The following is a 26,954-nucleotide window of genomic DNA, read 5'->3' on the forward strand; positions in this document are numbered from 1 at the left end:
GGGCGTAGTAGGTCCTTTGTTCGAGCAGGTAGCGACGCAGGACGGTACGGAAAAAGCCCTGCACGACGCCCTGGCCGTCGGGTTGGGCGGAGAGCAGAGGCTCGGCCTCAATTAGTTGTAAAAGCAAGCGTCGGAGTATGCCGCTGGGCCGGTAGTAGGCTTTGGGGTAATCCGGGCGGGATTGGGAGGAGGCATTGGCTGAACTTCGCATAACCAAAGGATGAGATGGTGGAAAAGATTGGCCGGTCACTGCGAAGCTTACCATTGCTTAAAGCATAGGGAAGACCAAGGACTTGCACCTTTTGCCGGCCGTCCTTTGGTTAAGATCTTCCCAGAAAAAAACTTTAATAAACAACAATAAACTTCGCGGTTCAAAGGTAGGGGGAGGAGGGGAAGGATGCAAGAGGGCTGGGGAAGGAGTGCCATTCGGCACACCACCCCCCGGCCCCCTCCTAAAACAGGAGGGGGTGGCTTCGCGGTGCGTAGGAATGGCGCAGCACTCCCCCTCCTTATCAAGGAGGGGGCCGGGGGGTGGTCTTCTTTACGACAGCCCGATCGTGAACCCGGCTTCGAACTGGCCGTTGGGGGCAACGTGCTGGATGGCTTCCTTTTCCCCGATGGGAACGGGCGTTCCTTCGCGGTCGGCGTAACCCAGCCAGGGTTCAATGCAGACGAACGGAGCGCCGGGTTTGGCCCAGATGCCCAGCGACGGAAAAGCCGTGAAGCCGACCGTTACGGCGTGGTCGTGGTTTCGGCTGCGGATGGTCACCTGCCGCGAATCGAGGCTCTTGAACACCAGCGCATCCTGATTGAACAGGTCGCGGGTGAGGGGCAGGTCGCGGCCGACGGTCAGGACCGGCTCAGTGTCGCCGGTGAAATAGCCTTTCGCTGACAGCAGGTGCCGTTCGAGCGTTTCTTCCTTCTGGAACTCCAGAAAATAGTCCTCGTAGCTTTCGTTCGGCCGGAAGGGGACGTTGAAGGCCGGGTGCGCCCCGACCGAAAAATACATGGTTTCGCTACTCTGGTTGAACACCCGGTAGATGACCGACAGCACCTGCTCGTCGATGCGGTATTCGATCTGGAAGTCGAATGGATACGGATAGACCGCCAGCGTCTTTTCGCTGGAGGGCAGCGAGTAGCGAACCTGCGTCGGCGACACGTCCACGACCGTAAATTCGGAATGCCGGGCGAAGCCGTGCCGTTCCATCGGATACGTCCGGCCGTCGATGAGCAACTCATTGTCCAGCATACCGCCCACCACCGGGAACAGGTTGGGCGCGTGCCAGGCCCAGACGGCCGGGTCGGCCTGCCAGAGGTGTTCGATGCCTGTTTTTTTATGGAAGAGGGAAGTCAGTTCGGCCCCTTTCGGGCGGATGGTGACGCGGAGCGCGTCATTTTCGAGTGTGGTCATGGCGATGGTTTGAATCCGTAAACTTAAAAAGCTAAACACGAAAAACTGAAAAACCGGTAACTTTCGACAAAATCATTACCGCATGGCTCAGCAACGGAATCGGGCGCTTACGTTCATCTTTATTACCATTCTGATCGATTGCACGGGCATCGGGGTCATCATCCCGGTGACTCCCCGGCTGATCGAGCAGCTTACCGGCGGAGACCTGAGCATTGCTTCCCAGTACGGCGGCTGGCTCACCTTCTCCTACGCCATCATGCAGTTTCTGTTTTCGCCCGTGCTGGGGGGGCTGAGCGACCGCTACGGCCGCCGGCCGGTGCTGCTGGTGTCGCTGCTGGGGCTGGGCGTCGACTACGTGTTTCTGGCTCTGGCGCCGACCATCGAATGGCTTTTCGTCGGGCGGGTCATTGCCGGGGTCTGCGGAGCCAGCTTCACGACGGCCGCGGCCTACATCGCCGACGTGAGCCCGCCGGAGAAGCGGGCGCAGAACTTCGGGCTGGTGGGGGCGGCTTTCGGGCTGGGCTTCATCATCGGGCCGGTGGTGGGCGGGGTGTTCAGCCAGTTCGGGGTGCGCGCGCCGTTTCTGATCGCGGCCGGGCTGTCGCTGCTGAACGCGCTGTACGGGTATTTTATCCTGCCCGAATCCCTGTCGAAGGAAAACCGCCGGGCGTTCGACTGGCGACGGGCCAACCCCATCGGGTCGATGGCGAACCTGAAACGGTATCCGGCCATCATGGGCATGGTCAGCGCGCTGGTACTCCTTTATATAGCGGGCCAGGCACCGCAGTCGGTCTGGACGTATTATACGATGGAGAAATTCCACTGGGACGAGTCGTGGGTCGGCTATTCGCTGGGGTTCGTCGGGCTGACGGTGGCCGTGGTGCAGGGCGGGCTGATCCGGGTGGCGATCCCGAAGCTGGGCCAGGAACGGGCGCTGTATGTAGGACTGGTGTTTTACATCGTCGGTTTTACGCTGTTTGCCTTCGCGACGCGCGGCTGGATGATGTTCGCCTTCATGATTCCGTATGCGCTGGGCGGTCTGGCCGGCCCGTCCATCCAGGGGCTGGTATCGACGCAAGTGCCTCCCAACGAACAGGGTGAGTTACAGGGCGCTCTGACGAGTCTGGCCAGCGTAACCTCCATCGTCGGGCCCTTGCTAATGACGAATCTCTTTGCCTATTTTACGAAACCCGAAGCGCCGGTATATTTTCCGGGTGCGCCCTTTCTGACGGGCGCCGTGCTGACGTTCATCAGTGTCTTTCTGGTGGCCGGCGCTTTAGGAAACCGCCGATCTCTGGTACCCGAACCGGAAGAACCGTCTTCCGGCCACTGATACCCATGAAATACACCACCGTCTACGACATTTCGGCCCGAGGCTACGAGGAATGGCTATGGGCGTATATTTCCGCCGGCCTGGCCCTCGCCACGCTCATCGTCTTTCTTTTTTTCCGGAACTGGCAATACCGCTACGGCCTGCTGACCGTAGCCGGTATCGTGATCCTGATCACTTTCGTTATTCCGTTCTGGGATTACAACCGCCTGAAGAAGATGCTCGATTCCGGCGACTGCCGTAAGGCAGAAGGCCCCGTCACGCGGCAGTGGGAGAAGAAGTGGTGGGACCGCAAGGACGGCAAAACCCGCTCGTTCCATTTTGAAGGATTTACGGTCGGAAACGTCGATTTCGGCTATTATATCCAGGGCGGAGGCAGCGCGGCCGGCTTTCAGAACAACGATTCCGTGCGGGTGCCCATCAAAGAGGGCATGTTCATGCGCGTCCATTATTACCCCGAACCTGTCATCACCAACGGCACCGTCGACAACCGGATTCTGAAGATCGAGGTGCTTCAGTGAGCGGCCCCGCTCCAGTATTCCGGGTTTTCCGAAGTGGTGTGGTTCGGAAAACCCGGGGCACTACGTAAAAGTACCTGTTTCGGAAAATCCGTATATCCCCTCTATTTTCCAACCCGCCGATCCCCCAATTTTGTATCGTCGATTGAGACACGGGGCGCCGACACGCACGACAACAACATACTAGTGAACAACAGGAACAACGAGTAAACAACACAATCCACACCACAACAACAAGTACTGATGGAAAAGCAATTTTGGGCAGAATCGTGGGAATTGGAGGGGCATTACACCAGCTTTCACCGGAGGGACGTTCACCCGTACGTACTGAAACACCTGACGCCGTATGCGCTGATGGACAAGTCGGTTTTCGTGCCGCTCTGCGGCAAATCGATCGACCTGGTATATTTCAGTCAGTTTGCGGAGCGTGTCGTCGGGGTAGAGCTGGTCGAGAAAGCCATCCTCCGGTTTTTCGAGGAAAACCATCTTGCTTACGAGAAAAAAGGGGAGCGGTACGTGTCGGGGAATCTGACGATCTTCTGTAAGGATCTGTTTGCCCTGACACCGGAAGACATCGGTGAGATCGACATCGTATATGATCGGGCCTCGCTGGTTGCCTTACCGCTTCCCATGCGGGTCGAGTACCTGCAGAAAATGGAGGAACTAACCTCGCCGGGCACGCTGTATTTCCTCAACACACTGGAATATGCCCCGACGATGGACAACCCGCCCTTCAGCATTGCACCGGACGACGTGTACGGCTACTACCCGAACTACCTCATCGAGCATGTGGAAAGTCCGGAACTGCCCAACCACGGCATGGTGCGCAAACACAATCTGTATTACCTGAAAGAACACGGTTTCATGATGCGGAAACTGCACGACGCAGCCTTTGCGTCGCTGGTCGAGTCGGCCACGCGCAGTTTCTACGAATTCTCGTAACCGCTTATTTCAACTGCCGGTCGATTTCGGTCAGCAGGTAATCTTTCGGGTCGCTGAAGTATTCCCAGAACATCACACCACCCAGCCCGTTCTTTTTTACATACCGACATTTGTGCCGTACCGATTCCTCGTCGTCGTAGGAGATGAAAAACTTCTGCTCCGGCCGGAACAGGTACGGCGCTTTTGCTTTTTTGTCCCAGTGCCGCACAAAAGCCGGGTTGGTGAGCAGGCTGTCCCTGATGTAGGTATAGCCGCCTACCCGGTTCACTTTACAGATCAGTTTAGGCTGCGCTTCGGGGTCATTGCCGGCCAGTTCCCACCCCCGGCCGTAGAAGGCCACCCCCATCACCAGCTTTTCGGCCGGAACCCCGGCCTGCCTATACCGCTGCACCGCCCGGTCGGCCGACTGTTCCGACTCGTCGTTCGTAACGGCATAGAGGTTGGTATGGTGCCCGGCTTTCGGGCCGCCCGTAAAATGGTCATACGACATGACGTTGACGTAATCCAGATACTGCTGGGCCTGTCCCATGTCGGTATGCGTGAAGATCTCCCGAAAGCCGGGCATGGCGGTCGTGATCAGGTAGTATTTGCCGGTTTGCTGCTGGAGGGCGTTGAGGTGCTGGCGGAGAGCCTGAAACATCAGCGTGAAATGTTCGCGGTCTTCGGGCCGGAACACGTTGTCTTCGCCCTTCATGCCCGGATACTCCCAGTCGATGTCGATGCCGTCGAGGTTATACTGCCGGACGATGTCGGTGGCTGAGGAAGCGAACGCCTGGCGGGAGGTGTCGCTCAGAACCGCATCCGAAAAATTTTCGCTCCACGCCCAGCCGCCGATGGAAATCAGGATTTTCAGGTCCGGGTTGCGTTTCTTCAGCCCGTTCAGGTTCCGGAAGTTGGTCGTGTCGGTCGCCAGGTTGTGCAGCCAGGCGCGGTTGTTCTTAATATCGACAAAGGCGTAGTTGATGTGCGTCAGCTTTTCGGCCGCGATCCGGTCGGCGTTGACCAGCCCGCGAAAACCGCCCACGTAGGCGATCACGACCGGTTTGGCCGGCTTTCTGGCGATCATGCCGAGAAAAAAGACCGGTACCGAAAGAAGGAAAAGCCGGAGAATAATACGTTGAGTCATACGGTTCAGGGAATGGGTCAGAATACCTGTAAAAGTAAGAAACGGGACTTAAACCCGGATGAATATCTTTTTCCGGTACATCCAGTACAGAATCAGCCAGAACACCAGCAGCACCATACCCCCGCTGGCCAGAGGCTCATACGGCCCGAACTGCTCGAATATCGACTGCCCGAGGTGCGTCCGGAAGGTGTCCTTGATGAAGTGCTCGATCAGGTGGGCGAGGCAGTAGATGGCGATGGAGTTCATGCCGATCACCACCAGCGGGAACGCCCAGCCGCGCCATTGCCGCACGTCGATAACGTAGTAAAAGGCTGCCAGCAGCAGGAAGCACCATCCCCCGCTGAACAGCACCCAGCCCGGCGTCCAGATGCGCTTGATGGAAGGCGCAATGCCGGTGACGGTCAGCAGCCAGCCCGACGCCAGCCCCACGGCCCCGGCAATCAGAAACCGCCGGAACAGCTCGCGGTCGGTCAGTCTGGCCCGCAGCCACCGGCCGGCCTGTAGCCCGAGCAGCATCGTTCCGAGGGTCGGGATGAAACTCAGCGTGGCATAGCCTCCGCCGTTGTACAGAAACGTTTTGGCGCGGGGAAACAGGTTCAGAAACCAGGTGTCGAAGGCCCAGGCGAGGTTGCTGTTCTTATTGAAATGGGCGGCCATGCCGGTGGCGTGGTTCGGCCAGTCGGGCGGAACGCCCACGGCTTCGTAGGAGAAACCGGGGCCGGGCAGCGGATACAGAATGAAGGCCAGCCAGTAGCCGACCATGATGACCGCCAGCGCCACCCAGCCCGTCCGCTCGGAGCGGAAGCCGAGCAGCCACAGGAACGGATAGCCCAGACCGATCTGGGTCAGCGTATCCTCAAACGTGAAGTTGGTCTGCTGGCGACCGACCGAGCGCAGGAAAATGCCGAGCAGAATCAGCACCAGCGACCGGCGCAGCGTGCTGAGGAACATCCGGCCGAAGCGGTCGCCCCTGGCCTGGCGGCTGGCGATGGAGTAGGGGAGGGCCACGCCTACCAGAAATGAAAACGACGGCTGGATCAGGTCGTGGAGCGAGCAGCCGAACCACTCGGCATGGCTCTGGTGGAAGGCCAGAAACCGCCAGAAGGAACTCTCCGGCAGCGTTTCGGAGATATGCTCGAACCGAAGTACTTCGGCCGCCATCAGAAACATGACAAAGCCGCGATACGCATCCATCGACATAAGCCGACCGGCGCGAAATTCAGACGAAAGGGTAGTCAAGGGAATACGGAATTAGGAGCCTGCAAGAAAGGAAATATTCCTGATTCCCGAAAACTTCGTAAGTTACGGCTGAACCTAAAGCCCTTACCTACTTGATTCCTTCCGACGTATCGTCGACCGGCGGCCGACAGCCTGCGGTCGATGACCCCTATGCACTCTCTGCGGCCCAGATACGGCCCGCTCCCGAAACGTTCGGGGGGCGGATGCGGCAGCTGGGCCCCGGCTTCATTCTGTCGGCCGCCATCGTCGGTTCCGGCGAATTGATTGCGACCACGGCCCTCGGGGCCAAAGCCGGCTTCGTTACCTTCTGGGTCATTCTGGTTAGTTGTCTGATGAAAGTGGCTTTGCAGCTGGAGTTCGGGAAAAATGCGGTCTACTCCGGCCTGCCGACCATGCAGTCGCTCAACCGGATGCCGGGGTGGCGGCTGGGCCGGGCGCACTGGACGCTCTGGCTGTGGTTCTCCCTGCAAAGCCTCAAGGTACTTCAGGTGGGCGGCATCGTGGGCGGGGTGGCCATCGTGCTGAACATGGCCGTGCCGCTGGTGCCGACCGGCGTCTGGGCGGTGCTGTCGGCCGTCGTGACGGCCTGGCTGATCGCCCGGAACTACTACACCTGGGTCGAGAGAGGTTCTCTGCTGATGATCGTTCTGTTCACCGGCCTCATCGTACTCTCGCTGGTAATGCTCCAGTCTACCCAATACGCCATCACCGGCGACCAACTGGGCGAGGGCCTGCGGTTCAACCTGCCGCCCGAAACCGTCGGGGTGGCGCTGGCGGCTTTCGGCATCACCGGCGTCGGGGGTGACGAGATCATGTACTATAGTTACTGGTGTATCGAAAAAGGCTATGCGGCTTATACCGGCCCCAACGACGGCACCCCTGAGTGGGCCGACCGCGCCCGGGGCTGGATCAGGGTCATGTATCTCGACGCCTTCTGCTCAATGCTCGTCTACACCACCGTCACGGCGGCTTTTTACCTGCTCGGGGCCTCGCTGCTGCACGAGCAGGGGCAGGTTCCGGATGGATACGCCATGGTCGAAACGCTTTCGCGGCTGTTCACGGTAACGCTGGGGCCGGGAGCGAAAGCCGTCTTTCTGGTCGGCGCCTTCTTTGTGCTGTATTCGACCCTGTTTACGGCCACGGCCAGCTGGGCGCGCATTTTTGCCGACGCGTTCGGACAGTTCGGCTGGGTGCGGTTTCAGGACCCGGTGGCGCGTCGGCGGGTCATCGCCACCCTGTCCTGGGCATTTCCGATCCTGTGGTGTCTGCTGTATCTGTTCCTTCAGGTGCCCGTGCTGATGGTTCTTCTGGGCGGGATTGCCACGTCCGTTCTGCTGATCGTGGTGATCTGGGGGGCGCTGGAATTCCGTTACCGGCAGCTTCCCGCGAGCCTGAAACCATCCCGTTTTTATGATATCTGCTTCTGGGCCAGTGTAGGGTCGATCCTTTTCGTGGGATTGTATGGAGTCTGGCAGTTGCTTTGACTACCCCCGCCGGACCACCCCCCGGCCCCTCCTTGGTAAGGAGGGGGTGTTTTTGTCTTCCCGTTCTTTTGTCATCCCGAGGAACGAGGGATCTGGTGCCCGGGAACTTCAGGTAATGAGAAATTCATCCACAGGGTCCCTCCTGCGTCGGGATGACAAACCATTTCGGGAGGATAAAGCGGACCACCCCTCCTGAGTAAGGAGGGAGTGAGTTTGATGGATTGCCGATGTATTTTATGGATGACTATTTGAAAATTCATTTTTCTTAAAAACTTCACAAAACCCTCATCACCCCCTCTTTGGTAAGGAGGGGGCCGGGGGGTGGTCCTTCCTGCTATGATCCTTAACAAATACAGCCGTACGCTGACCGAGAATGAAGATCAGCCCGGCTCGCAGGCCATGCTGTTCGGGGCCGGTCTGACCGAAACGACCATCCGGTATCCGCAGGTCGGGATTGCCAGCGCGGGTTTCGCCGGGAATCCCTGCAACATGCACCTCAACGATCTGGCCGGGGAAATTGCCCGGTCGATGGAGCCCGAACAACTTGTCGGGCTGACCTTCCACACCATCGGCGTCAGCGACTCGATCAGCATGGGTACTTCCGGTATGCGGTATTCGCTGCCCTCCCGCGACCTGATCGCGGACTGCATCGAAACCATGGTATCGGCGCAGTGGTACGACGGGCTGGTGGCCGTCATGGGCTGCGACAAGAACATGCCGGGGTCGATCATCGCCATGGGGCGGCTGAACCGCCCGGCCCTCATGGTCTACGGCGGCAGTTCGCTTTCCGGGCAGCATAACGGCAGGAATATCAGCATTCTATCGTCGTTCGAGGCCTATGGGGCTAAGGTCGCCGGGTTGATCGACGAGTCGGAGATGCGGGCCATCATCCGCCATGCCTGCCCGGGGGCCGGAGCCTGCGGGGGCATGTATACCGCTAACACCATGTCGTCGTCCATCGAAGCGCTGGGGCTGAGCCTGCCTTACAGTTCGTCATATCCGGCCACCAGCCTGGAGAAACGGCAGGAGTGCGCGCAGGTGGGTAAAGCCATGAAAAAGCTGCTGGAACTGGACCTGAAACCGCGCGACATCGTCACGCAGCGGTCGCTGGAAAACGCGCTGGTGGGCGTGATGGCCCTGGGCGGCTCGACCAACGCGGTACTGCATTACCTCGCCATGGCCCGCGCCTTCGGTCTGCGGCTCGAACTGGCCGACTTTCAGCGGATCAGCGACCAGGTGCCGCTCATCGCCGATCTGCGGCCCAGCGGCAAATACCTGATGGAAGATGTGCATGTAAGCGGAGGCACGCCCGCGATCCTGAAGATTCTGCTCGACGAGGGCCTGCTGCACGGCGACTGCCTGACGGTGACGGGCCAGACCCTGCGACAGAACCTCGAAGGCATTCCCGAATGGAACAACGACCGGAATATCCTTGTGCCGTTCGACCGGCCGCTGAAGAAATCCGGGCATATCCAGATTCTGTACGGCAACCTGGCCCCCGAAGGCTCCGTCGCCAAGATCACCGGCAAGGAGGGCGAGTTTTTTCGGGGACCGGCGCGGGTCTTCGACAAGGAGGCCGTCGCCATCGAAGCCATCAAAGCCGGGCGGGTTCGGGCCGGGGAGGTGGTCGTGATCCGGTATGAAGGACCGAAAGGCGGCCCCGGCATGCCCGAGATGCTGAAAGCCACCTCGGCCCTCATGGGCGCCGGGCTGGGTAAAGAGGTGGCGGTCATCACCGACGGGCGGTTTTCGGGCGGAACGCACGGTTTTGTGGTCGGACATATTACCCCGGAGGCCGTGGACGGCGGTCTGATCGGCCTGCTCGAAGACGGAGACATGATTTCCATCGATGCGGTCGACAACCGGCTCGATGTGGTGCTGACGGACGATGAAATTGCCCGGCGGAAGCAGGGCTGGAAACCGCCCGAGACGCAATACGACAGCGGTATTCTCTATAAATACAGCCGGCTGGTGTCGTCGGCAGCGGAGGGGTGTGTGACCGACGGCCGGCGCGAAAACCGGGTGGTTACAGCGTCTGGTCTTTAGGGCAGAAGTAGGTGGTCCGGCCGCCGACTTCCTTTTTCTCGATGCGGGTGCCGCAGCGGGGGCAGAATTTGTGCGCTTCGACGTCGTCGTAAGGGGAGTCGTCCCACTCGCGGACATGAATCAGGAAACCGATCGGGAAGTCGCGGTAAGTGGCTTCGTGACGGATGGCCGTGGTCAGGACGAGCCGGATGGCGTCGTGAAGCGCTTCAATTTCGGCGTCGGTCAGGCTTTCGGTGCGTTTTTCGGGATGAACCCGTGCCTGAAACAGCACTTCATCGACGATCCAGTTACCCAGTCCGGCGACCGTACTCTGGTCCATCAGAACGGGTTTGATCAACGCCTTTTTTCGTCGAATCCGGGCCGTTAGCTCAGAAAGACGGATCTCCAGCCCGTCTTTGCCGATTTTCTTTTGCGCCAGATACGTATCTATGTCGTGGATCAGACCGATTCGCTCGAACTTGCGGGGGCAGATAAAGCCGAGATTGAAGCCGTTCCGGAAGTGAAAAACGATCCGGGCATATTTCGGCCGGGTAATGGAGGAGTGGTAATATTCGAGGTCGCCGGTCATGCCGAAATGCATATGCACGATGACCTTCCCGGGAGCATTGGTCAGCACGAACAGGTTTTTACCGACCCGGCTCGTTCCCGTGAAGGAATGGCCGATCAGGGCTTCCTGAAGCGTAGAAAGGTCGGTGGTCAGGAGTTTAAAATCTTCCACCTCGATGGCTTCGATGGGCTGGTGCAGAGAGGAAGTTTCAAGGTACCGGCGGTAGATTTCCACTTCGGGGAGTTCAGGCATAAAGTCGAAACGCAGGAACTTTATAAAATGATTCAGGTGTTGTATATAACAATTCAAAGCCTAAACCAGTTTTAGGTAACGAATCATCCCGGAAACGTTAAATACGCTTTCGAAGAATTTGTTTTGCTAAAATTTAATTTTCGAGGATAATAATTACCAATAGTGCCCGTTATGGTTACAATGTTTTGTATCAGCAAGGCACTCCCGAACGCATGTTGTTCAATTAATTTTACTGAATGGAGGTTAGAAATTTACGTAATCAATTCTGTCTAATTTAAATAAATCGCACAAAGTAGTTATGGAAAACAACAAGCCAAAAGCAAACGGGGCGCTGGTAGCTGCCCTGGTTATTATGACAATTCTGGCCGGCGTGTCAAGCTATCTGCTGTACGAACAAAAAGAGGTTAGCAAAAACCAGGAAGCGACGATTGCCACGCGAGTGGAAGAATTAGCAACGACCCGTACTCGTCTGGATTCCATCTCGACGGCTTTGGATGCCAAAATTGCAGAGGTAAGGAAACTGGGTGGTGACGTTACCGACCTGGAGCGTGTAAAAGTACAGCTTGAGAAAGACAAAGCCGCTCTTCGCAGAGGCCAGCGAATCTCGATTGCCAAGTACGAAGCTAAAATCAAGCAATACGAAGCGTTCCTGGCGGAAAAAGACACGCTGATCGCTCAGCTGCAAACCGAAAACCAGGTTCTGACAACCAACAACCAGGTTCTGAACGACGAAAACACGACCCTGAAAACGGTGAAGCAGACGCTGGAAGATTCGGTTAACACCATTTCGACGGTTAACAAGGATCTTTCCGAAAAAGTCACCCGGGCTGCCGCTCTGAAAGCCCAGAACGTTCGGGTTTTCGCCCTGAACTCGCGCGGTAAGCAACGCGATGCAACCGCCGATGAAGTGAAGGCGAAACGCGTGGATAAACTGAAAGTGGTTTATATGCTGCCTGAAAACCCGCTGACCAAACAGGAGGAGAAAGAAGTCTACGTTCGGGTGCTCGATCCGACGGGGGCTGTCGTTTCCGACATGGCCAACGGTTCCGGCACGTTCCAGGTGAACGGCCAGGAGCAGGTGTATACCGTGAAGCAGACGGTTCCTTTTACGAACAACAACCAGAACGTCGAACTGACCTACACCCGGGGCGGTATTCCCTACAAGCCGGGTAAATATACGATCGAGTTCTATTCGGAAGGTTTCCGGATCGGCGAAGGATCATTTGCCATCAAGTAAAGATCGATCAGGTAACTGACCTGAAGAAAACGCGGCACCCGACGGTGCCGCGTTTTCTTTTTGCAATTTATCTGACTGAAAGCGTAGCTATTCGTCTATTTATCAGGTAAATTCGTAGTTTAATTTCCTCAACAAACCCAGTCTTAAAACCGCAGATTGCTTCTTATGAGAATTGTCTGTTTGCCGGTGCTGGCCGTCGCCGTCGGGCTGATGGCCGCCACTCCTCCAAAAGATCCCAAAAAGAAATTTATCGACCCCGCCAACATGGACACGAGCGTGAAGCCGGGCGATAACTTCTACCAGTATGCCAATGGAACGTGGCTGAAAAATAACCCGATTCCGGCCTCGAAAACCCGTTGGGGCAGTTTCAACGAATTGCAGGAAAAGAGTTTGCAGGCCATGAAAACCCTGCTGGAAGAGTCCTCCCGCGGTTCGGAAGCCGGCCGCAGCCGTACCCGGCAGATGGTGGGCGACTTCTACGCCAGCGGCATGGACAGCCTCCGGGTTGAGAAGCTCGGCTATACCCCCATCCGCCCCGACCTCGACCGCATTGCCGCCGTCGCGGACAAAGCCGGGCTGCTCGATGAAATGACCCGGCAGCGGGCGCAGGGAAACCCCATGCTGTTCGGGTTCTCGGTGTCGCAGGACCGCAAGAACGTCAATAAGTATCTTCCGCAACTCGGTCAGGGCGGCACGACGCTCCCCGACCGCGACTACTACCTCAAAAACGACGCCCGCAGCCGGGCCGTCCGGGAAGCTTATCAAGACCACCTGACGAAGATGTTCGGGCTGATCGGTGAAACTCCGGAAAAAGCCGCAAAGGACGCAGCCACGGTGCTGCGGCTGGAAACCGCGCTGGCCGGTGCGCAGATGAGCCGGGTCGAAATGCGGGACCCCTACAAGACCTACAACAAGTTCGGCGTCGCCGATTTTTCCAAAACCACCCCGGCGCTGGACTGGAGCCGGCTGCTGGACCGGATGGGTGCCGGAAAGCAGGATACGGTCCTGGTGGCCAACCCGGCTTTTTTCCGCTCGGTGGACAGCCTGCTGACGGCCACGCCCGTCGACGAAATGAAGACCTACCTCCGCTGGAACGTCCTGAAGGGCGCGGCCCCGTATCTGGGCAACGCCTTCGTGACGCAGAACTTCGCCTTTACGAAGGTGCTGAGCGGTCAGAAGGAAATGGCGCCCCGCTGGCAGCGCATCAGCAACCTCGTCGACACCCAGCTCGGTGATCTGCTCGGGCAGCTGTATGTGCAGACCTACTTCAAACCCGAAGCCAAAGAGCGGATGATGAAGCTGGTCGATAACCTGGAAGCCTCGTTCCGGGAACATATCAACGGCCTCGACTGGATGAGCGCCGAAACCAAAAAGCGGGCCCTCGTCAAACTGACCTCGTTCAAACGGAAGATCGGCTACCCCGACAAGTGGGAAACCTACGAAGGGGTGACGATCCGGCCGGACGATTTTTACGGCAACGTCAAACGCAATAGCCAGTGGGCGTATAACTACATGGTAACCCGGCTGGGCAAACCCGTCGACCGGACCCGCTGGGGTATGACTCCGCCGACGATCAACGCCTATTACAGCCCGGTCAACAACGAGATTGCGTTTCCGGCCGGGATTCTCCAGTTTCCTTTCTTCGACCCCGAAGCCGACGACGCCGTGAACTACGGGGGCATCGGGGCCGTGATCGGTCACGAAATGACGCACGGCTTCGACGACTCGGGCCGGCAGTATGACGCCGACGGAACCCTGCGCGACTGGTGGACCAAAACCGACGCCGAGCAGTTTAAACAGCGCGCCGACCGCGTGGCGACCCAGTATTTCGGCTATAAAGTGCTGGATTCACTGGCCGTAAACGGTAAACTGACGCTGGGTGAGAACCTGGCCGATCTGGGCGGGCTGGCGATTGCCTTCGACGCCTTCAAAAAGACGAAACAGGGGCAGGCCGGTGAAAAGATCGACGGATTTACGCCCGATCAGCGGTTTTTTCTGTCCTGGGCGCAGGTCTGGCGGAGCAATACCCGGCCCGAAACCCAGGCCCAGCTGATCCTGACCGACCCGCATTCACCCGGGATTTATCGCTGCAACGGTCCGCTGACCAACATCGACGCGTTCTATCAGGCGTTCAACGTCCAGCCCGGCGATAAGATGTATAAGCCCAAAGAAGAACGAATCCGGGTCTGGTAACCGCCTGACCGCCTTCCGGAAAAGAAAAAAAGCCGGCCTGATCAGGCCGGCTTTTTTGATAGTCAGACAATTTATTGGCTACTAAGTAAGACAGAATGGAGACAGAGAAGAGAATAAGACAGAGAAAAATATCGGTAGAACAGAGAAGAATCAGGAGATCATGGCCCGCTGCAGGCTGTTCCATTTCCGCAGGATGGACGGCGTCTGCTTGCGGCTGACGGCCAGCGTCCGGCCCGTGATCAGCTCGACCAGCGGCAGCGGAAAATCAGGGAAATCGGCCGGATGAAAGCGGTAGATCAGGGCCGGGTTGATCAGATACGACTGGTTGATCCGCCAGAAATCCGGCAGTTTCTTTTCCCAATGTTCGAGAGGCATGGAAATGGAGGCACAACGCAGGGCGGAGTGATCGAAATAGACGATCCAGGTTTGCTGGTCTTCGCTGTGGAGGTAGACGATGTCCGTCATGGCGACCGGTGGGAGTTGGGCTTCGTTGCTGGAGGACATGACATTCAGCGGGTTTCGAGAGTAAAATGCCGCTCGATTTCCTCCCAGCGACGGCGGGAGATGGTCAGGGTCGTACCGGTTTCGAGGTAAACGAGGCCCCCTCCGTTTTTTAGCTGCTCCAGCCGTTCCACATACCGGCAGTTGACGATGCAGTTCCGATGAAGCCGCACAAAGTCCCCGGCGGGCAGCATCGACATGAAGTATTTCAGCGTTTTCGAGACCAGCATCGACGGCCGGTCTTTCCAGTGCAGCCAGGTATAATTGGCATCGCCCTGAAGATAAACCAGTTCCGAAGTATCGAAAAGACGCTGTCGGTTTCCCCGGGCGTAGACCTGGAGAACGGCGGTCGGCGTATTCGATACAATCTTGGCAGGGAAATTGGTAGTCTTAAGGGTCAGCATGGTCTGGTCTGTTTTACTTCGTGGGCGGTTTGACAATGTAAAGATGGCGATCGCTATATCGCTTTGCTTGCAAAAGGCAGTTAACGACGGTTTTTGGTCACCAAACGGTTAATTTTGGTAATGGAAGCGCAATGTGGAGAAATATTTGTATTGCAATTGATTAGCAATGCCGCCAAATAACTGTTAATATTACCATAAATATTGTCCCTTAATAAAGTATGGAGGAGGAACAAATCCAGATTCTCGTAGTAGAGGACGAAGCCGTTCTGGCCATGTATTTGTGCGATATACTTGAAGAGGAGGGATACAATGTGGTCGGAACGGTCAATAATGGCCGAAAAGCCCTGGATTTATTTAAAAAACTGCGGGTCGATCTGGTGATCTGCGACATACAACTCAAGGGCGACTGGGACGGCATCGAGACCGTCGGTCAGTTGCAGGCGGTCCGTCATGTCCCGGTGATCTATACCACCGCGTTGTCTGGTAAAGAAGTACTGGACCGGGCCAAACTCACCCGGCCGGCGGCCTACCTCACCAAGCCCGTCGCCATCAGCAATCTGCGCATTGCCATCGAACTGGCGCTATATAACTTTAGCCATAAACTCGAAGCGAGGCCCCACGACGATGCGCACGAACTGCACAGTCTGCTGGAGAAGGATGCCCCTTCCCGCGAAACCATTCTGCGGATCGACAATCTCATCTTCATCAAGCATAATTACCAGTTCGTCAAGATTCCGCTGGAAGACATTATGTTCCTGGAAGCCGACGGCGCCTATACCACCATCACTACCCACGACCGCAAATTTGCCATCCGGCTCACCCTCAGCACCCTGCTCGACCGGCTGAGCGAAACGCAGCTCGTGCGCGTACACCGATCCTTTGCCGTCCATATTAAAAAAGTCGAAGGCTTCTCCGACCGTGAGATCACCGTCGGGAAGCATATCGTGCCGCTTGGACGCCAGTATAAACCGGCCTTTATCCAGCAATTTCAGATCTGGTAGCCGACCTGATTTCGTTTTAACCCTACCCGACCCCTACCGTGAAACGTTTCTTGCTTCTCTGGGCAATACAGCTATTGTTGCAGGACAGTTTTGCCCAATCCGCCGAAACCACCGACTACACCCGCTTTAAAACCGAGATTGCCGCCCAACCCGATACGGTCCGGATTGCCCGCATGGGCGACTTTGCCCAGCGTCTGATCGAGAAAGGACGGGCCGGTGAGGCCCTGACGGTGCTGAACGAGGCTCTGGCGATTGCCGAAGGGCTTCAGGATGACCGGCAGCTCAGCCGCGTGCAGATGTATTTTGGTCGGATGGAACTCGATCAGGGCGCTTATCCGGCTGCCCTGGAGCGTTTCCAGACCGCCGTCGACCTGCTGAAAAACACACCGGATCATCGGCAGAAGATCGTCCTGCACCTCCGCATCGGGCAAACCTACTTCCTGAGCAACGATCTTACCCAGGCCGAGCGCTATTTTCTGGAAGCCCTGAAGCTGGCCCGGACCCATAAAAAAGAACTGCTGACGGCCGACACCTATTCCGAACTGGCGAATCTGGAGGACAGCCGTAAGAATCCGCACAAAGCCCTGATCTACAACGCTAAAGCCATCGCCATCTACAAAGCCCACGGTGAGGACTACATTTCGACGCTGTTCAACCGCGCCATCGAATACAAAAACGCGGGTAATTACGTCGAATCGGAACGCATCTACCGCCAGGTGCTGAAGTATGCCGACGAACACAACGACGACTTTATCCGCGGTTACGTCCACGTCAACCTGCCCAATACGCTTCTGCTGCTCGACCGGCCCGACGAGGCCGAACGCTACGCCCGGCTGGCGCTGAAATGGAGCGAAAACGGCCCCGACCGGCTGAAAATCCGGGAGGACTTGTTCGACGTCCTGACGCGCATATACGAAAAACGGGGCCGGTTTGCCCAGGCGCTGGCTTATGCCCGGCAGAAAGCCGTCTACCGCGACAGTGTCCTGAATGCCGACAAGGCCCGGCAGCTGGTTATGGCCGAAAGCCGCTTTCAGGCCAGACAGCAGCAAGCCCGGATTCAGGACCTCGACGAGGCCAACCTCCGGAAAAACCGCCAGCTTTTGTGGGTCAGCGCGGGCCTGATCGTGGTGGTCGGGCTGCTTGGCCTGTTGTTCCGGCAAAACCGCCTGATCCGGCGAACCAACGCCCGCCTTACGGAAAATAACCGGATCATTACGGAGAACAACCGTAAGATCAGCGAGCAGTCGGAACAGCTGAAAATCCTGCTGCGGGAGCTGCACCATCGCGTCAAGAACAACCTTGCCATCGTGTCGAGCCTGCTTCGGCTGCAATCCCGGCGGCTGAAAGACGAGGGGGCCGTCGAGGCCGTCCGGACGGGCCAGCAGCGCGTCGAAGCGATGGCGCTCATCCACCAGCAGTTGTATCAGGTCGATTCGGTGACGGCGGTCAACATCCGGGAGTACATTACCGAACTGTATGAGGGGCTGGTTCAGGCCTACGGCTACGACAAGAAGCCGTTCGACGGCCGGCTGCACATCGAGCCGGCCGTGCTGGACGTCGACCTGTCCATCCTGCTCGGCCTGATCCTGAACGAAATCCTGACCAACGCCTTCAAACATGCCTACGAGGGCGTCGATGATCCGCACCTCAGCATCCGCCTGCTGGCCGACGGCTCCGGGTCGCCGAATCTGGTCCGCCCCGGCCTGACACTTGAAGTACAGGACAACGGCAACGGTCTGGACCTCAGCCACTGGGAGCGGCCGACGGGTTCATTCGGCAAGCGGCTCATCGTGTCGCTGAGCGAGCAGGTGGGCGGGAAGCTGGAGGTGCAGAACCGCAACGGCACGTATTTCCGGCTGGTGATTCCGCCGGTGTTCGAGACGGAGCCGGTGGCGGCTTAAACCCCGGTCAGGCGGCCATGCGGGTCAGGCGGTAGGCTTCGTACAGCGTCGCGATGTGTTCGGTCCGGTAAGCGCCGGGCGGGTAGGCGGGGTTGTCGAAGCAGAGGGCGATGCCGTCGGCGGTGACGGCGAGGACGCGCCCGCAGGTGCAGCGCCCGTTGACCAGTTCGATCACGACGATGCCGGAAACCCGGCCCCAGTCTTCCCGCCCGACCGGGAAGCCGACGATGGTTTCGTGGCGGTCGAGCGTCGGCGCCATGTGTTCGGTCAGCACCTCGAAAGGGCGGGGCTGGTGAAGCCGACTACGGCTTTCCGGCGGGCCGACAAAGGGCTGGGGAGGAGTTTCGAGGAGGAAATGGGATTGGTGCTGAGACTTCTTTGACGAAATCCCAGATTTACTCTTTCTGTTGGGCATAAGAAAGAAGGATTAAAAATAGGCCGGTCACTGCCCAACAGTTACTCATCACTCAAGAGCAATGGTAAGAGAGTGGGGACTTTCACCCTTTTGCCGGCCAGGCTTTTGAACGTCTCTTTTTGTACCATGCTCCTGAGTGATTAGAGTGAGTAAATAGTAACTAATTGGGCGGCTCAAAGGTAGAAGCTTGCGATATGGGAAGCAAGACGAAGAATTGAGAAGCCGCCCGGCCAGCCCAAAAAGTGCCAAACCGCACTTTCTGACCTGGCCCCGTAGCGGCCCTGTCTTTAAAAACCGAACCCCGCAAAAACAATCAAAAGTGCCTTTAAGCACTGATTCGCTTGCTGCCGTCTTTTAGTACCTACAAACATTCGGTCGCAGAGCGACCCGATTGAAGGGTGTGCCCTTCCCGTGTCCGCCCGGCCCTTGAGAGGTGGTTTGGGGAAGCGTTCATCCTGAAGAACGAGGGACGCCGGACCACCCCCCGGCCCCCTCCTTAGCAAGGAGGGGGTGAGCGCGCTGCCCCTTTTCAGTCCTGCGGAGCCACCCCCTCCTTAGCAAGGAGGGGGCCGGGGGGTGGTCGGCGGGATGACAAAAACCCTTTCCCAAAAACAACCTCTAAGAGGGCTGGGTTGCCGGTGCGGTTGGGGGTAAAAATCCGACCGGAGTCGGTTTTTACCGACCTGTTGTCGCAACCAATCGGACCCTCGATTTGTAGCCGGATTTTGAAATTCTAAACAGGAGAGCAAAGGCACGACGTTATTTCCCCAGCAGCACGGCTACTTTCTTCTGTAAGGCCGCTTCTTCCAGATTTCGGGCGACGATGCGGCCCTGCTGGTCGATCAGGTAGGTTTGCGGGATTTCGGTAATGGCATACCGGTCTTTCACTTCCTGATTCGTTCCGGCCAGCAATTGAAGACCTGCCGGCCGGTGTCTCCGGAGTGCCTGTTTCCACTGCCGCTCGTTGTCGTCGATGGAAATGCCGATCACCGTAAGGCCCTGCCCGGCATAGGCGGTATGGAGTCGCTTCAGGGCAGGCACCTGTTTGAGGCACGGGCCGCACCAGCTGGCCCAGAAATCCACCACCACCAGCTTTTTCGCCGGTGATTTCAGCCGATGCATGGCCCCGCTGCTGTCCGGCAGCGTAAAATTGAAGGCGGCCTGGCCCGGTTCCGTGGCCTGTCGGCGGGCGGTCCGTTTTTTAAGCTCCTGATCCAGTCGCGCAAAGGTCGCATAGTGACCCATTTGCCCTTTGAATTCGGCCAGTTGGGCGGCCGTAAATTCTTCCCCCAGATTCTCCCAATACTGACCCAGCAGATACAGATTGAAAAAGGTGAAAGGACGCCGGGTAATGAAGTTCTGACGGTGGGTGAAAAAATAGATACTGACGGAGTCGTTCTGCTTCTTTAACCTGGAAACCAGGGCGGTATCTCCTTTGGCCTGAGCCGCCGTTTTTTCCGAGTACAAACGGACCAGTTCGTCCCGAATAGGTGCAATAAACCGGTTTTCGTACTGATCCCATTCCGAATGCAGTTTCGACCCGCTAACCGCATACGTTTCGTCGTCGTGTATCTCCATCCGGATCGGGGCTTGTTCCAGAAAAACCGGGTAGGTTTTGCGGAAGGTATCGATCCGGACGGCATACAACCCCGGCTCCGTCAGGTTCCCTTTAAAAACAAAATCGGCCCCGTTGCTCCTGACCGAATCGACGGGCGTCTGGTCGGCGGCCAGCAGGTATAGGTTCGACTGAACGGCTTTAGGCAGACGACCGTTCAGCGTGAACGATGACGGAGGGTCGGATGGCGAGCAGCCGAAGGCAAATACGGCCAGCAGGCTAAGGCTGAAAAACCGGGCAGAAGTGAAGGCTTTCATGGCGGAGTGTGGACGGAAAGCCGTTGCCGGCATTGGCTGAAAGATACGAAATTAACCGATTCGCCGACCCTGCCGGCCGCTTTACTTCTCCGCGGCCTGATATACCATTTTTCCGCCTTTAATGACGGTTTTTACCTTCGTCAATGACCGGGGGAAGGTCTGTTCCAGGTCGCCGTCGAACGCCACCAGATCGGCTTTCATGCCTTTTTTGAGAATGCCCGTATGCGTCAGAATGCCGAGTGCTTTGGCGGCATGGTAGGTGGCCGTGCGGAGGGCGTCCGCGGCCGAAAGGCCCGCTTCGAAATAGGACAGCACCACGTCTACCGAACCCTCACCCCGTCCGACGCCTTTGATGTCAAAATAATAATCCGACCCGGCCACGATCATGACACCCTTTTCCCGGGCCCGTCGGATGCGGTCATGGAAGGTGTTGAGGCTGGTGGCGATGTAGTCCTCGGCTTCCTTGCCTTTCATCCCGATGCCGGCCACCATGATGGCGGCTTTTTCGCGCGAGACGTCCGTCGGCACCACATAGGCCCCCCGCTTCGCCATCAGGATTAAGGTGCTGTCCGACAGTGCATAGCCGTGTTCGATGCCGTCGACGCCGGCCAGCACCGCATCCCGCGCCGACTCGTCGTAGGTGGCATGGGCCGTGACGGGAATACCGTTCTCATGGGCGGTGGCGACGATGGCTTTGATTTCTTCCGGGGCCAGCACCCGGTTATCCGTGTTCATGCACACCTTGATGACGTTGACGCCCTGCTTCAGGTGTTCGAGCACGGCCGCCCGGGCGTCGGCGGCCCCCCGAATAACCCGGTACTCCTGTTTGATAACGAAGGTGTCGGCCGGGGCCAGCTTTCCGAACTGCCCGCCCGGCGGACTCAGGATCGGCCCTGAAACGTACATGGTCGGACCGGGCGCTTTCCCCTCGGCCAGCAGTTTCCGGAGCTGCACGTCCAGAAACTGTCCGGAGTTGCCGACGTCGCGCACGGTGGTGATTCCGGCCTCCAGGTCGGCTTTGGCAAAGGCCAGGGCCTGCCGCATCCGTTCTTCTGCCGGTATTTTGGAGGCATCTTCCATCCCGGTCCGGGTTTGTTTCTGGTTGAGCAACAGGTGCGTATGCGCATCGATCAGACCGGGTGCAACCGTGTGGCGGCTCAGATCGAGGACGATGGCGCCTTTAGGAGCCGACAGACGGGGGCCGATCTGACGGATGACCCCGTCCTGAATCAGAATTTCCTGTTTGGAAAGAAAGCTGTTTTTCTCGCTGTCGTACAGCTTCCCGGCCCGGATCAGGATCGGTTTTGAAGCCGGTGGCTGGGCATTGGCGGTGAGGATAAGACTGGAAAAGAGTACAGTTGTAATAAAAAGGCGGGTAAAAGCCGGGAACATAGGTCGGGTATGGTATGTATCAGGAACAAACTGAAAATTGACTAAAAACAATGGAAGGAAGAAATTATCCGTCGGGATATAAAGTCCCGCTGTGCAATGTGCTACTGATCAACTGCATGGATTCTGACCAATAAAAGGGAGTCGGGTAACCGTTGGCTCGACTTATCCGGTTTATCGCGCGGTGCCGAAACCCCGGCCTACCACACCGGTTTCCGTTTAGGTAACCAAATCAAGCAACCTTATGGAAACTCAACGGACTCTGAACGCCCTGGAACTGGATAAGCTCCGGGACAGAATCAAGGACATCCGCATCTGTATGCTCACCACCCAGGAAGCGGACGGCGATTTCCACACCCGCCCGATGGCCACCCACGACATGGACCCGGACGGCTCCCTGTGGTTCTTTACCTATGAAAACTCGAACAAAGTGGACGAGATCCGGCAGAACCCGCGGGTGGCGCTGGCCTTTGCCGACACCGATTCGGAGGTCTACGTCTCCACCACCGGCTATGCCGAAGTGGTAAAAGACCGGGGCAAAATCGACGAACTCTGGAGCGACATTCTGAAAACCTGGTTTCCCAACGGCAAGGACGATCCCGAAATCACGCTGCTGAAGGTAACCACCAACGCGGGCGAATATTGGGACCGGCCGGGCGGCAAAATGGTCAAGCTGTTTGAAATGGCGAAAGGCGCCCTGACCGGCGCGTCCGACAAAACCGGCCGGAATGAAAAGTTTGGCGACGAGCCGGTTTGACGTCAGGGAGGGCCGCCGGATCGCCGGCCTGGCGATCCGGCGGCCCTCCTTTTTTCGGATAACCCATTCATTCTTCCCGGACGGCCGGAGCCGCTCCCATTCAGGCGATCCGGTAGCGGGAGGCCAGCCCAACGACGGCGATGGCCCCAAGTACCAGCCCGCCGGCCAGCAGCCCGATGGAGGGAGCGGAGAACCGGCTCAACGCCATCCCCGCGACGAACGACCCGGTTACGTCCGAGAAGTTGACCAGCGCCATATAGGTAGTAAACTGCGAACCTTCAACGCCCTTCCGGCATATTGCCATCAGGACGGGCATAGCCGCGATGCTCAGGCAGGGGTCCATGATGTACCAGGTAATCAGGGCATTACGGGTGAAAGACCGCTCGGCCCAGTAGGAAGCCAGCGCGTTGATTCCGATCAGGTAGACCGCCGTCAGCAGCATGACCCAGATCAGCAGCCGCCGGGGGCCGAGCCAGTCGGCCAGATAGCCGCCCAGCAGGCTGACCCCCATCGCCAGCAGCATGCCGTAGGTTCCGGTCAGCACCGATACCTCGGTATCCGCCCAGCCCAGCCGACGGATCAGATGGAAATTAAAAACCCGGATGAACAGGCTGTGGCTGATGTAAACCAGCAGAATGGAGCCGAACAACACCAGACTCCGTCTTGAAAACAGGCCCCGGAACAATTCCCGGAACAGCCATCGGTAGGATCGGCCGGGCGGGCGGTCTGCGGGTTCCGGGCGTTTCCGTCCGAAAGGCAGAAGCCGGTCTTCGGGCCGTTCGCGGAGGAAAAACGTCAGCACGGTAAGCGCCAGCAGCAGTCCTGATTGAGCCAGGGCCGCCACCCGGAACCCTTCACTGCGCAGCAGGTAGGCAAAAACCACCGCGCCGAAGCCGGTACCCCCCAGAAACCCCGCCCGCATGAACGCATTGATCCGCCCCCGTTCGGATTCCGGAATCACCGAAATAGCCATCGCGTCGACGCCGGCATCCTGCACGGACGCAAACACGGAGTGAACCAGGAAAGTGGTCGCCAGCAGGCCGGTCTGGGTGACCGGGTCCTGAACCAGCAGCAAGCCGAGCGAAGCCAGAAAAGCCATCAGCTGCGAACCCAGCACCCAGGGCCGGCGCCGGCCCATCGGAGAACTCTGGTAACGGTCGATAAAAGGCCCCCAGAGGAACTGAAATGCCCACGGCAGGCCGACGGTGGCGACAAAGGCGCCGATTACCTGCGGTTTTACGCTTTCGGCCGTCAGGTAGTTGGATAGCGCCGTAAGCGAAAAACCGGCCGGAATTCCCTGGAGGGCGTAGAGGTAAAAAAAGGTAAAATACCGCAGCCCCCTGCTTTCGCTGAGTACGGTCGGAAGCGACCACCGGGGCGATTCGGTAAGTTTACCGGCGGAGGGAGTGGAGGGGGTCGGCATGAAAGATCCGGAGCGGAAAGACGTTGCTGAGAAGCCAACCTTCTGTTTGCGGGGAATGTTTGATCGCTTTCCTTCCTGCCTTCTTCCGACGGCCCCTGTAGCCTCCGGGACCGGTTGCCTGTCTGACAGACACCAGCCGATTTCAGTTAACTTCCTAAAATACCTTTCAGAATGTCTGAGACCGGCCCGGCCAGAATAGGCCCCAGCACGGCCAGTATTCGGGGGAGCGTGGAAGAAAAAAAGGAAGGGTTATTCTGCTCCTTTAACAGGGCGGACCTCTCCGGCTCCCTGAATCCCCGAACGATGATGATTCGTCTTTTTTCATCCAGAATGTAGGCGGCCGGCAAATACAGAGCCGCAAGAACCAGGGTATGGAATCCGCCGATTACGGCCGTAAATACTTTGCCGAACTCCTTGGCAGGAACGCTTAAATCCCTGGCTCCATGCGGTATATAGGCATAAGTCCAGGTAAGGGTGGCGCTCTGGCGCAGAACACCGGCAATCAATAGGGCCGTAGCACAATAGAGAAAAAGTCTTAAATATCGGATTTGCTCGTTCGTTGCTTTTAACTGAAAGGCATACTCCTTATTGACCCATTGTCTGGGCCAGATGAAAATCGTCACCGTCAGAATAACTGCCAGGGCAACTCCATAAGTGAATGAGTTTACCAACCGCATGGACTCCATGATATTGGAGAAATTAAATTCCTTCGAGCGATGGGCGATGCTTTGGCTGATAATTTCTTCGATCAGGTACAAATGACCTCCATAAAAATAATATAAAACGACACCGACGCCGGCCGAAACACCGGCGATTCCTGCTGACTTTACCAGGAAACGCTTTCGGTCGGACGAATCGACATACAATAAGAACAGGATGACGAAGGATATACAAACGCAGATAAACGTGTTTACGGCCACTGAAAAAACCCAGATCAATCTTCCGTTAAACCGCTGGGAAACAATGGTGGCACTTGTCATCCGGTGGGAAATGCTGTCGCCCTGAACATAAGCTGCCGACGGTTTATGGATACCCTGGTTCTTCAATGGATATTTCAATTTCTCATCCAGCGTATAAAGCAGTGACGGTTTCAGCTTCCTGTAAATGTATTTCTCGGAATAATAGCCGTACAGGCCAATGAGAACAACCACCAGAAAGAGCGGAATGAGTGCAATCAGCTTTCTTTCAAAAATATCTTCTCTCATAATCTGCTGTATATAAGCCCGTCAGGCAATGAAGATTAATGGAAGAAAGTTAATGAAACCGCGGTCGTCCCAACACGGGCAATCTCCCGTTTTCCCGCCGTATTTTACCTGTAATCCGGCTGGTTATGAATGAATAAAGGTGTTACTTTTTCGAGGGTTTCAAGTCTTAGTAGTTGAGGGGCAACCAGAACCGTTGCACTGATCGTCAACAGGACCGATTGAAATCCATGAACACCGCTAAAATCGCTACGGGCTTTTCCCGGCTCCGCGAACGCGAACTTGAGCACAAGGCCCGACACATTCTCTCCTGCCTGACCGACAATCCCGCTTTTCCCAGGCCGATTCCCTCGCTGGCCGACATCCGCGCGACGCTCGACGCCTACAGTGCCGCCCTGATCAGCGCCATCGACGGCTCGCCCGAAGACCTGAGCTTCAAACGTCAGAAGCGCGCCCAGCTCGAAGGAGAGCTGAACCTGCTGGCTCTCTACGTGCAGGTCGCCGGCCACGGCAAACGCGAGGTGCTCCTGACCTCCGGCTTCGACCTGTCGAAAATACCCTGGCCGATTGAGCCGCTGCCCCGGCCGCAAAACTTCCGGGTCGAGCCGGGCAACCGGCAGGGGAGTGTCCGGCTGAGTGTGCAGGGCGTCGACGGCGCCGTCAACTACCTGTTTCAGTATGCCTCTTTGCCGGTCCGTTCCGACAGCGACTGGGTCAATTTCGTATCCTTCAGGGCCCAGGCAAAGATCGATAACCTGACCAGCGGCAAACAGTATGTTTTCCGGGTCGCCGGGGTCGGCAGCCATCCCGTGCGGGTATTTTCCGAGGAAGTTTGCAGCGTAGTGACGTAAAAATTACCGTATTTTTGGAGGCTTCAACCCTTTCAAACCCTCCTTTTTCGTTTATGCGCCTTCTGTGCGTTGCCCTGCTTCTTCTGCCGGCCTGGTTTTCCGCCCGGGCCGGCCGGGTCGATACCGTTCAGGTGGAAAGCCCGGCCATGCGCCGTGCGGTTTCCTGCGTGGTCATCTCGCCCGACCGACATTCGGCTTCCTCTACGGACCGTTTCCCGGTCGTCTACCTGCTGCACGGCTACGGCGGTAATCACCGCGACTGGATCACGAAAGTACCCGAACTCACCACCCTCGCCGACCGCTACGGTGTGCTGATCGTTTGTCCGGACGGCCGCAACAGCTGGTATTTCGACAGCCCTCTCGACCCGGCCGTCCGCTACGAGACCTTCATGACCCGCGAACTGCCGGCTTTCGTCGACGCCCGCTACCCTACCCTGGCCGACCGCCGGCACCGGGCCATCACCGGCCTTTCCATGGGCGGACACGGCGCCTTGTATCTGGCCCTCCGGCACCGCGACCTCTACGGACAGGCCGCCAGCCTGAGCGGGGGCGTCGATATCCGGCCTTTTCCCAACAACTGGGAAATTAAAAAATCGCTGGGCGAACTGGCGGCCCATCCCGAAAACTGGGATCGCCATACCGTCATCAACCAGACGGACAGCCTCCGCAACGGCGACCTGCGCCTGCTGATCGACTGCGGCATCAAGGACTTTTTCTTCGACGTCAACCGCAGCCTGCATCAGAAACTGGTGGGTCAGGGAATCGACCACGATTACGTCGAGCGGCCGGGAGCGCATACCTGGGAGTACTGGCGCAGCAACGTCGAATACCATCTGCTTTTTTTCTCCAAAGGCTTCGGGCAGTAACCGGAAACCGTGCTCTTTCGTAAGATTCCGAAACCCACACCTTTTTT

24 protein-coding genes are annotated in these 26,954 nt (G+C 57.6%); 12 read left to right on the forward strand and 12 right to left on the reverse strand.

Annotation, left to right across the window (positions count from 1 at the left end; translation table 11 throughout):
- On the reverse strand, positions 1-211 hold a 211-nt coding region (locus tag DX909_RS24455), incomplete at its 3' end, for a hypothetical protein (RefSeq protein ID WP_164851389.1).
- Between the two features lie 330 nt (positions 212-541).
- Positions 542-1,411, reverse strand: a complete 870-nt coding sequence (locus DX909_RS24460) for an aldose 1-epimerase family protein (RefSeq protein WP_128547871.1) — start codon at positions 1,409-1,411, stop codon at positions 542-544.
- Positions 1,412-1,493: 82 nt separating this feature from the next.
- On the opposite strand from DX909_RS24460, the gene DX909_RS24465 reads away from it, so the two are divergent.
- The 3 genes from DX909_RS24465 (at position 1,494) to DX909_RS24475 (ending at position 4,201) form a co-directional block, all read left to right on the forward strand.
- Positions 1,494-2,744, forward strand: a complete 1,251-nt coding sequence (locus DX909_RS24465; RefSeq protein ID WP_128547872.1) for a TCR/Tet family MFS transporter — start codon at positions 1,494-1,496, stop codon at positions 2,742-2,744.
- A 5-nt stretch (positions 2,745-2,749) separates the two neighbouring features.
- The gene (locus tag DX909_RS24470) at positions 2,750-3,262 is read left to right on the forward strand and encodes a hypothetical protein (protein WP_128547873.1); all 513 of its coding nucleotides are present in this window, start codon (positions 2,750-2,752) and stop codon (positions 3,260-3,262) included.
- A 240-nt stretch (positions 3,263-3,502) separates the two neighbouring features.
- Complete coding sequence (locus tag DX909_RS24475; protein ID WP_128547874.1) at positions 3,503-4,201, forward strand: class I SAM-dependent methyltransferase; 699 nt, start codon at positions 3,503-3,505, stop codon at positions 4,199-4,201.
- A 4-nt stretch (positions 4,202-4,205) separates the two neighbouring features.
- On the opposite strand, the gene DX909_RS24480 is transcribed toward DX909_RS24475, so the two are convergent.
- On the reverse strand, positions 4,206-5,327 hold the full coding sequence (locus DX909_RS24480; protein WP_128547875.1) for a glycoside hydrolase family 18 protein: 1,122 nt from the start codon (positions 5,325-5,327) through the stop codon (positions 4,206-4,208).
- Between the two features lie 48 nt (positions 5,328-5,375).
- Positions 5,376-6,566 carry an acyltransferase family protein gene (locus DX909_RS24485; protein WP_374755877.1) on the reverse strand — a complete coding sequence of 397 codons (1,191 nt, stop codon included), beginning with the start codon at positions 6,564-6,566 and terminating at the stop codon, positions 5,376-5,378.
- Between the two features lie 92 nt (positions 6,567-6,658).
- On the opposite strand from DX909_RS24485, the gene DX909_RS24490 reads away from it, so the two are divergent.
- On the forward strand, positions 6,659-8,050 hold the full coding sequence (locus DX909_RS24490) for an Nramp family divalent metal transporter (protein WP_229311174.1): 1,392 nt from the start codon (positions 6,659-6,661) through the stop codon (positions 8,048-8,050).
- Between the two features lie 336 nt (positions 8,051-8,386).
- Entirely contained in the window at positions 8,387-10,096 is a 1,710-nt protein-coding gene (ilvD, locus tag DX909_RS24495; RefSeq protein ID WP_128547876.1) for a dihydroxy-acid dehydratase, read from the forward strand.
- Here ilvD and DX909_RS24500 read toward each other — a convergent pair.
- A complete protein-coding gene (locus DX909_RS24500; protein ID WP_128547877.1) occupies positions 10,077-10,895 on the reverse strand; it encodes an Fpg/Nei family DNA glycosylase in 819 nt (272 codons plus the stop codon). The genes ilvD and DX909_RS24500 overlap by 20 nt on opposite strands.
- Before the next feature lie 298 nt (positions 10,896-11,193).
- Here DX909_RS24500 and DX909_RS24505 point away from each other — a divergent pair, with 298 nt between their 5' ends.
- On the forward strand, positions 11,194-12,132 hold the full coding sequence (locus tag DX909_RS24505) for a DUF8428 domain-containing protein (protein WP_128547878.1): 939 nt from the start codon (positions 11,194-11,196) through the stop codon (positions 12,130-12,132).
- 165 nt (positions 12,133-12,297) lie between these two features.
- Positions 12,298-14,325, forward strand: a complete 2,028-nt coding sequence (locus DX909_RS24510; protein WP_128547879.1) for a M13 family metallopeptidase — start codon at positions 12,298-12,300, stop codon at positions 14,323-14,325.
- Between the two features lie 150 nt (positions 14,326-14,475).
- On the opposite strand, the gene DX909_RS24515 is transcribed toward DX909_RS24510, so the two are convergent.
- Both DX909_RS24515 and DX909_RS24520 read right to left on the reverse strand, forming a co-directional pair.
- A complete protein-coding gene (locus tag DX909_RS24515; RefSeq protein ID WP_128547880.1) occupies positions 14,476-14,829 on the reverse strand; it encodes a LytTR family DNA-binding domain-containing protein in 354 nt (117 codons plus the stop codon).
- A gap of 5 nt (positions 14,830-14,834) precedes the next feature.
- On the reverse strand, positions 14,835-15,230 hold the full coding sequence (locus tag DX909_RS24520; protein WP_128547881.1) for a LytR/AlgR family response regulator transcription factor: 396 nt from the start codon (positions 15,228-15,230) through the stop codon (positions 14,835-14,837).
- Positions 15,231-15,448: 218 nt separating this feature from the next.
- Between DX909_RS24520 and DX909_RS24525 the strand changes: the two genes are divergently transcribed.
- Both DX909_RS24525 and DX909_RS24530 read left to right on the forward strand, forming a co-directional pair.
- Complete coding sequence (locus DX909_RS24525) at positions 15,449-16,231, forward strand: LytR/AlgR family response regulator transcription factor (protein WP_128547882.1); 783 nt, start codon at positions 15,449-15,451, stop codon at positions 16,229-16,231.
- Between the two features lie 38 nt (positions 16,232-16,269).
- On the forward strand, positions 16,270-18,132 hold the full coding sequence (locus tag DX909_RS24530; protein WP_128547883.1) for a tetratricopeptide repeat-containing sensor histidine kinase: 1,863 nt from the start codon (positions 16,270-16,272) through the stop codon (positions 18,130-18,132).
- Between the two features lie 7 nt (positions 18,133-18,139).
- Here the strand turns inward: DX909_RS24530 and DX909_RS24535 are convergent, their stop codons facing one another.
- The 3 genes from DX909_RS24535 to DX909_RS24545 all read right to left on the reverse strand — a co-directional run bounded on the left by DX909_RS24535 (position 18,140) and on the right by DX909_RS24545 (position 21,811).
- Positions 18,140-18,547: a S24/S26 family peptidase gene (locus DX909_RS24535; protein WP_128547884.1), complete on the reverse strand. Its 408-nt coding sequence runs from the start codon at positions 18,545-18,547 to the stop codon at positions 18,140-18,142.
- A 759-nt stretch (positions 18,548-19,306) separates the two neighbouring features.
- Positions 19,307-20,419, reverse strand: a complete 1,113-nt coding sequence (locus DX909_RS24540) for a TlpA disulfide reductase family protein (protein WP_164851390.1) — start codon at positions 20,417-20,419, stop codon at positions 19,307-19,309.
- A gap of 81 nt (positions 20,420-20,500) precedes the next feature.
- Complete coding sequence (locus DX909_RS24545; RefSeq protein ID WP_128547886.1) at positions 20,501-21,811, reverse strand: amidohydrolase family protein; 1,311 nt, start codon at positions 21,809-21,811, stop codon at positions 20,501-20,503.
- Positions 21,812-22,052: 241 nt separating this feature from the next.
- On the opposite strand from DX909_RS24545, the gene DX909_RS24550 reads away from it, so the two are divergent.
- On the forward strand, positions 22,053-22,565 hold the full coding sequence (locus tag DX909_RS24550; RefSeq protein WP_128547887.1) for a pyridoxamine 5'-phosphate oxidase family protein: 513 nt from the start codon (positions 22,053-22,055) through the stop codon (positions 22,563-22,565).
- 100 nt (positions 22,566-22,665) lie between these two features.
- Here the strand turns inward: DX909_RS24550 and DX909_RS24555 are convergent, their stop codons facing one another.
- The gene (locus DX909_RS24555) at positions 22,666-23,988 is read right to left on the reverse strand and encodes an MFS transporter (RefSeq protein ID WP_128547888.1); all 1,323 of its coding nucleotides are present in this window, start codon (positions 23,986-23,988) and stop codon (positions 22,666-22,668) included.
- A gap of 146 nt (positions 23,989-24,134) precedes the next feature.
- A complete protein-coding gene (locus tag DX909_RS24560) occupies positions 24,135-25,193 on the reverse strand; it encodes a hypothetical protein (RefSeq protein WP_128547889.1) in 1,059 nt (352 codons plus the stop codon).
- A gap of 227 nt (positions 25,194-25,420) precedes the next feature.
- Here DX909_RS24560 and DX909_RS24565 point away from each other — a divergent pair, with 227 nt between their 5' ends.
- Both DX909_RS24565 and DX909_RS24570 read left to right on the forward strand, forming a co-directional pair.
- Positions 25,421-26,041, forward strand: coding sequence for a fibronectin type III domain-containing protein (locus DX909_RS24565; RefSeq protein WP_128547890.1), 621 nt, complete (start codon positions 25,421-25,423; stop codon positions 26,039-26,041).
- A gap of 53 nt (positions 26,042-26,094) precedes the next feature.
- Positions 26,095-26,907 (forward strand): alpha/beta hydrolase, encoded by an 813-nt coding sequence (locus DX909_RS24570; RefSeq protein WP_128547891.1) that lies wholly within the window; start codon positions 26,095-26,097, stop codon positions 26,905-26,907.
- Positions 26,908-26,954: the final 47 nt, after the last annotated feature.

The sequence above is a fragment of the Larkinella soli genome, from assembly GCF_003703975.1.
GTDB classification, from domain to species: Bacteria; Bacteroidota; Bacteroidia; order Cytophagales; family Spirosomataceae; genus Larkinella; species Larkinella soli.

Coding starts and splice junctions, on each gene's coding strand:
- DX909_RS24460 (WP_128547871.1), bottom strand. CDS start 1,411: ATGACCACACTCGAAAATGACGCGCTCCGCGTCACCATCCGCCCGAAA.
- DX909_RS24465 (WP_128547872.1), top strand. CDS start 1,494: ATGGCTCAGCAACGGAATCGGGCGCTTACGTTCATCTTTATTACCATT.
- DX909_RS24470 (WP_128547873.1), top strand. CDS start 2,750: ATGAAATACACCACCGTCTACGACATTTCGGCCCGAGGCTACGAGGAA.
- DX909_RS24475 (WP_128547874.1), top strand. CDS start 3,503: ATGGAAAAGCAATTTTGGGCAGAATCGTGGGAATTGGAGGGGCATTAC.
- DX909_RS24480 (WP_128547875.1), bottom strand. CDS start 5,327: ATGACTCAACGTATTATTCTCCGGCTTTTCCTTCTTTCGGTACCGGTC.
- ilvD (WP_128547876.1), top strand. CDS start 8,387: ATGATCCTTAACAAATACAGCCGTACGCTGACCGAGAATGAAGATCAG.
- DX909_RS24500 (WP_128547877.1), bottom strand. CDS start 10,895: ATGCCTGAACTCCCCGAAGTGGAAATCTACCGCCGGTACCTTGAAACT.
- DX909_RS24505 (WP_128547878.1), top strand. CDS start 11,194: ATGGAAAACAACAAGCCAAAAGCAAACGGGGCGCTGGTAGCTGCCCTG.
- DX909_RS24510 (WP_128547879.1), top strand. CDS start 12,298: ATGAGAATTGTCTGTTTGCCGGTGCTGGCCGTCGCCGTCGGGCTGATG.
- DX909_RS24515 (WP_128547880.1), bottom strand. CDS start 14,829: ATGTCCTCCAGCAACGAAGCCCAACTCCCACCGGTCGCCATGACGGAC.
- DX909_RS24520 (WP_128547881.1), bottom strand. CDS start 15,230: ATGCTGACCCTTAAGACTACCAATTTCCCTGCCAAGATTGTATCGAAT.
- DX909_RS24525 (WP_128547882.1), top strand. CDS start 15,449: ATGGAGGAGGAACAAATCCAGATTCTCGTAGTAGAGGACGAAGCCGTT.
- DX909_RS24535 (WP_128547884.1), bottom strand. CDS start 18,547: ATGCCCAACAGAAAGAGTAAATCTGGGATTTCGTCAAAGAAGTCTCAG.
- DX909_RS24540 (WP_164851390.1), bottom strand. CDS start 20,419: ATGAAAGCCTTCACTTCTGCCCGGTTTTTCAGCCTTAGCCTGCTGGCC.
- DX909_RS24545 (WP_128547886.1), bottom strand. CDS start 21,811: ATGTTCCCGGCTTTTACCCGCCTTTTTATTACAACTGTACTCTTTTCC.
- DX909_RS24550 (WP_128547887.1), top strand. CDS start 22,053: ATGGAAACTCAACGGACTCTGAACGCCCTGGAACTGGATAAGCTCCGG.
- DX909_RS24555 (WP_128547888.1), bottom strand. CDS start 23,988: ATGCCGACCCCCTCCACTCCCTCCGCCGGTAAACTTACCGAATCGCCC.
- DX909_RS24560 (WP_128547889.1), bottom strand. CDS start 25,193: ATGAGAGAAGATATTTTTGAAAGAAAGCTGATTGCACTCATTCCGCTC.
- DX909_RS24565 (WP_128547890.1), top strand. CDS start 25,421: ATGAACACCGCTAAAATCGCTACGGGCTTTTCCCGGCTCCGCGAACGC.
- DX909_RS24570 (WP_128547891.1), top strand. CDS start 26,095: ATGCGCCTTCTGTGCGTTGCCCTGCTTCTTCTGCCGGCCTGGTTTTCC.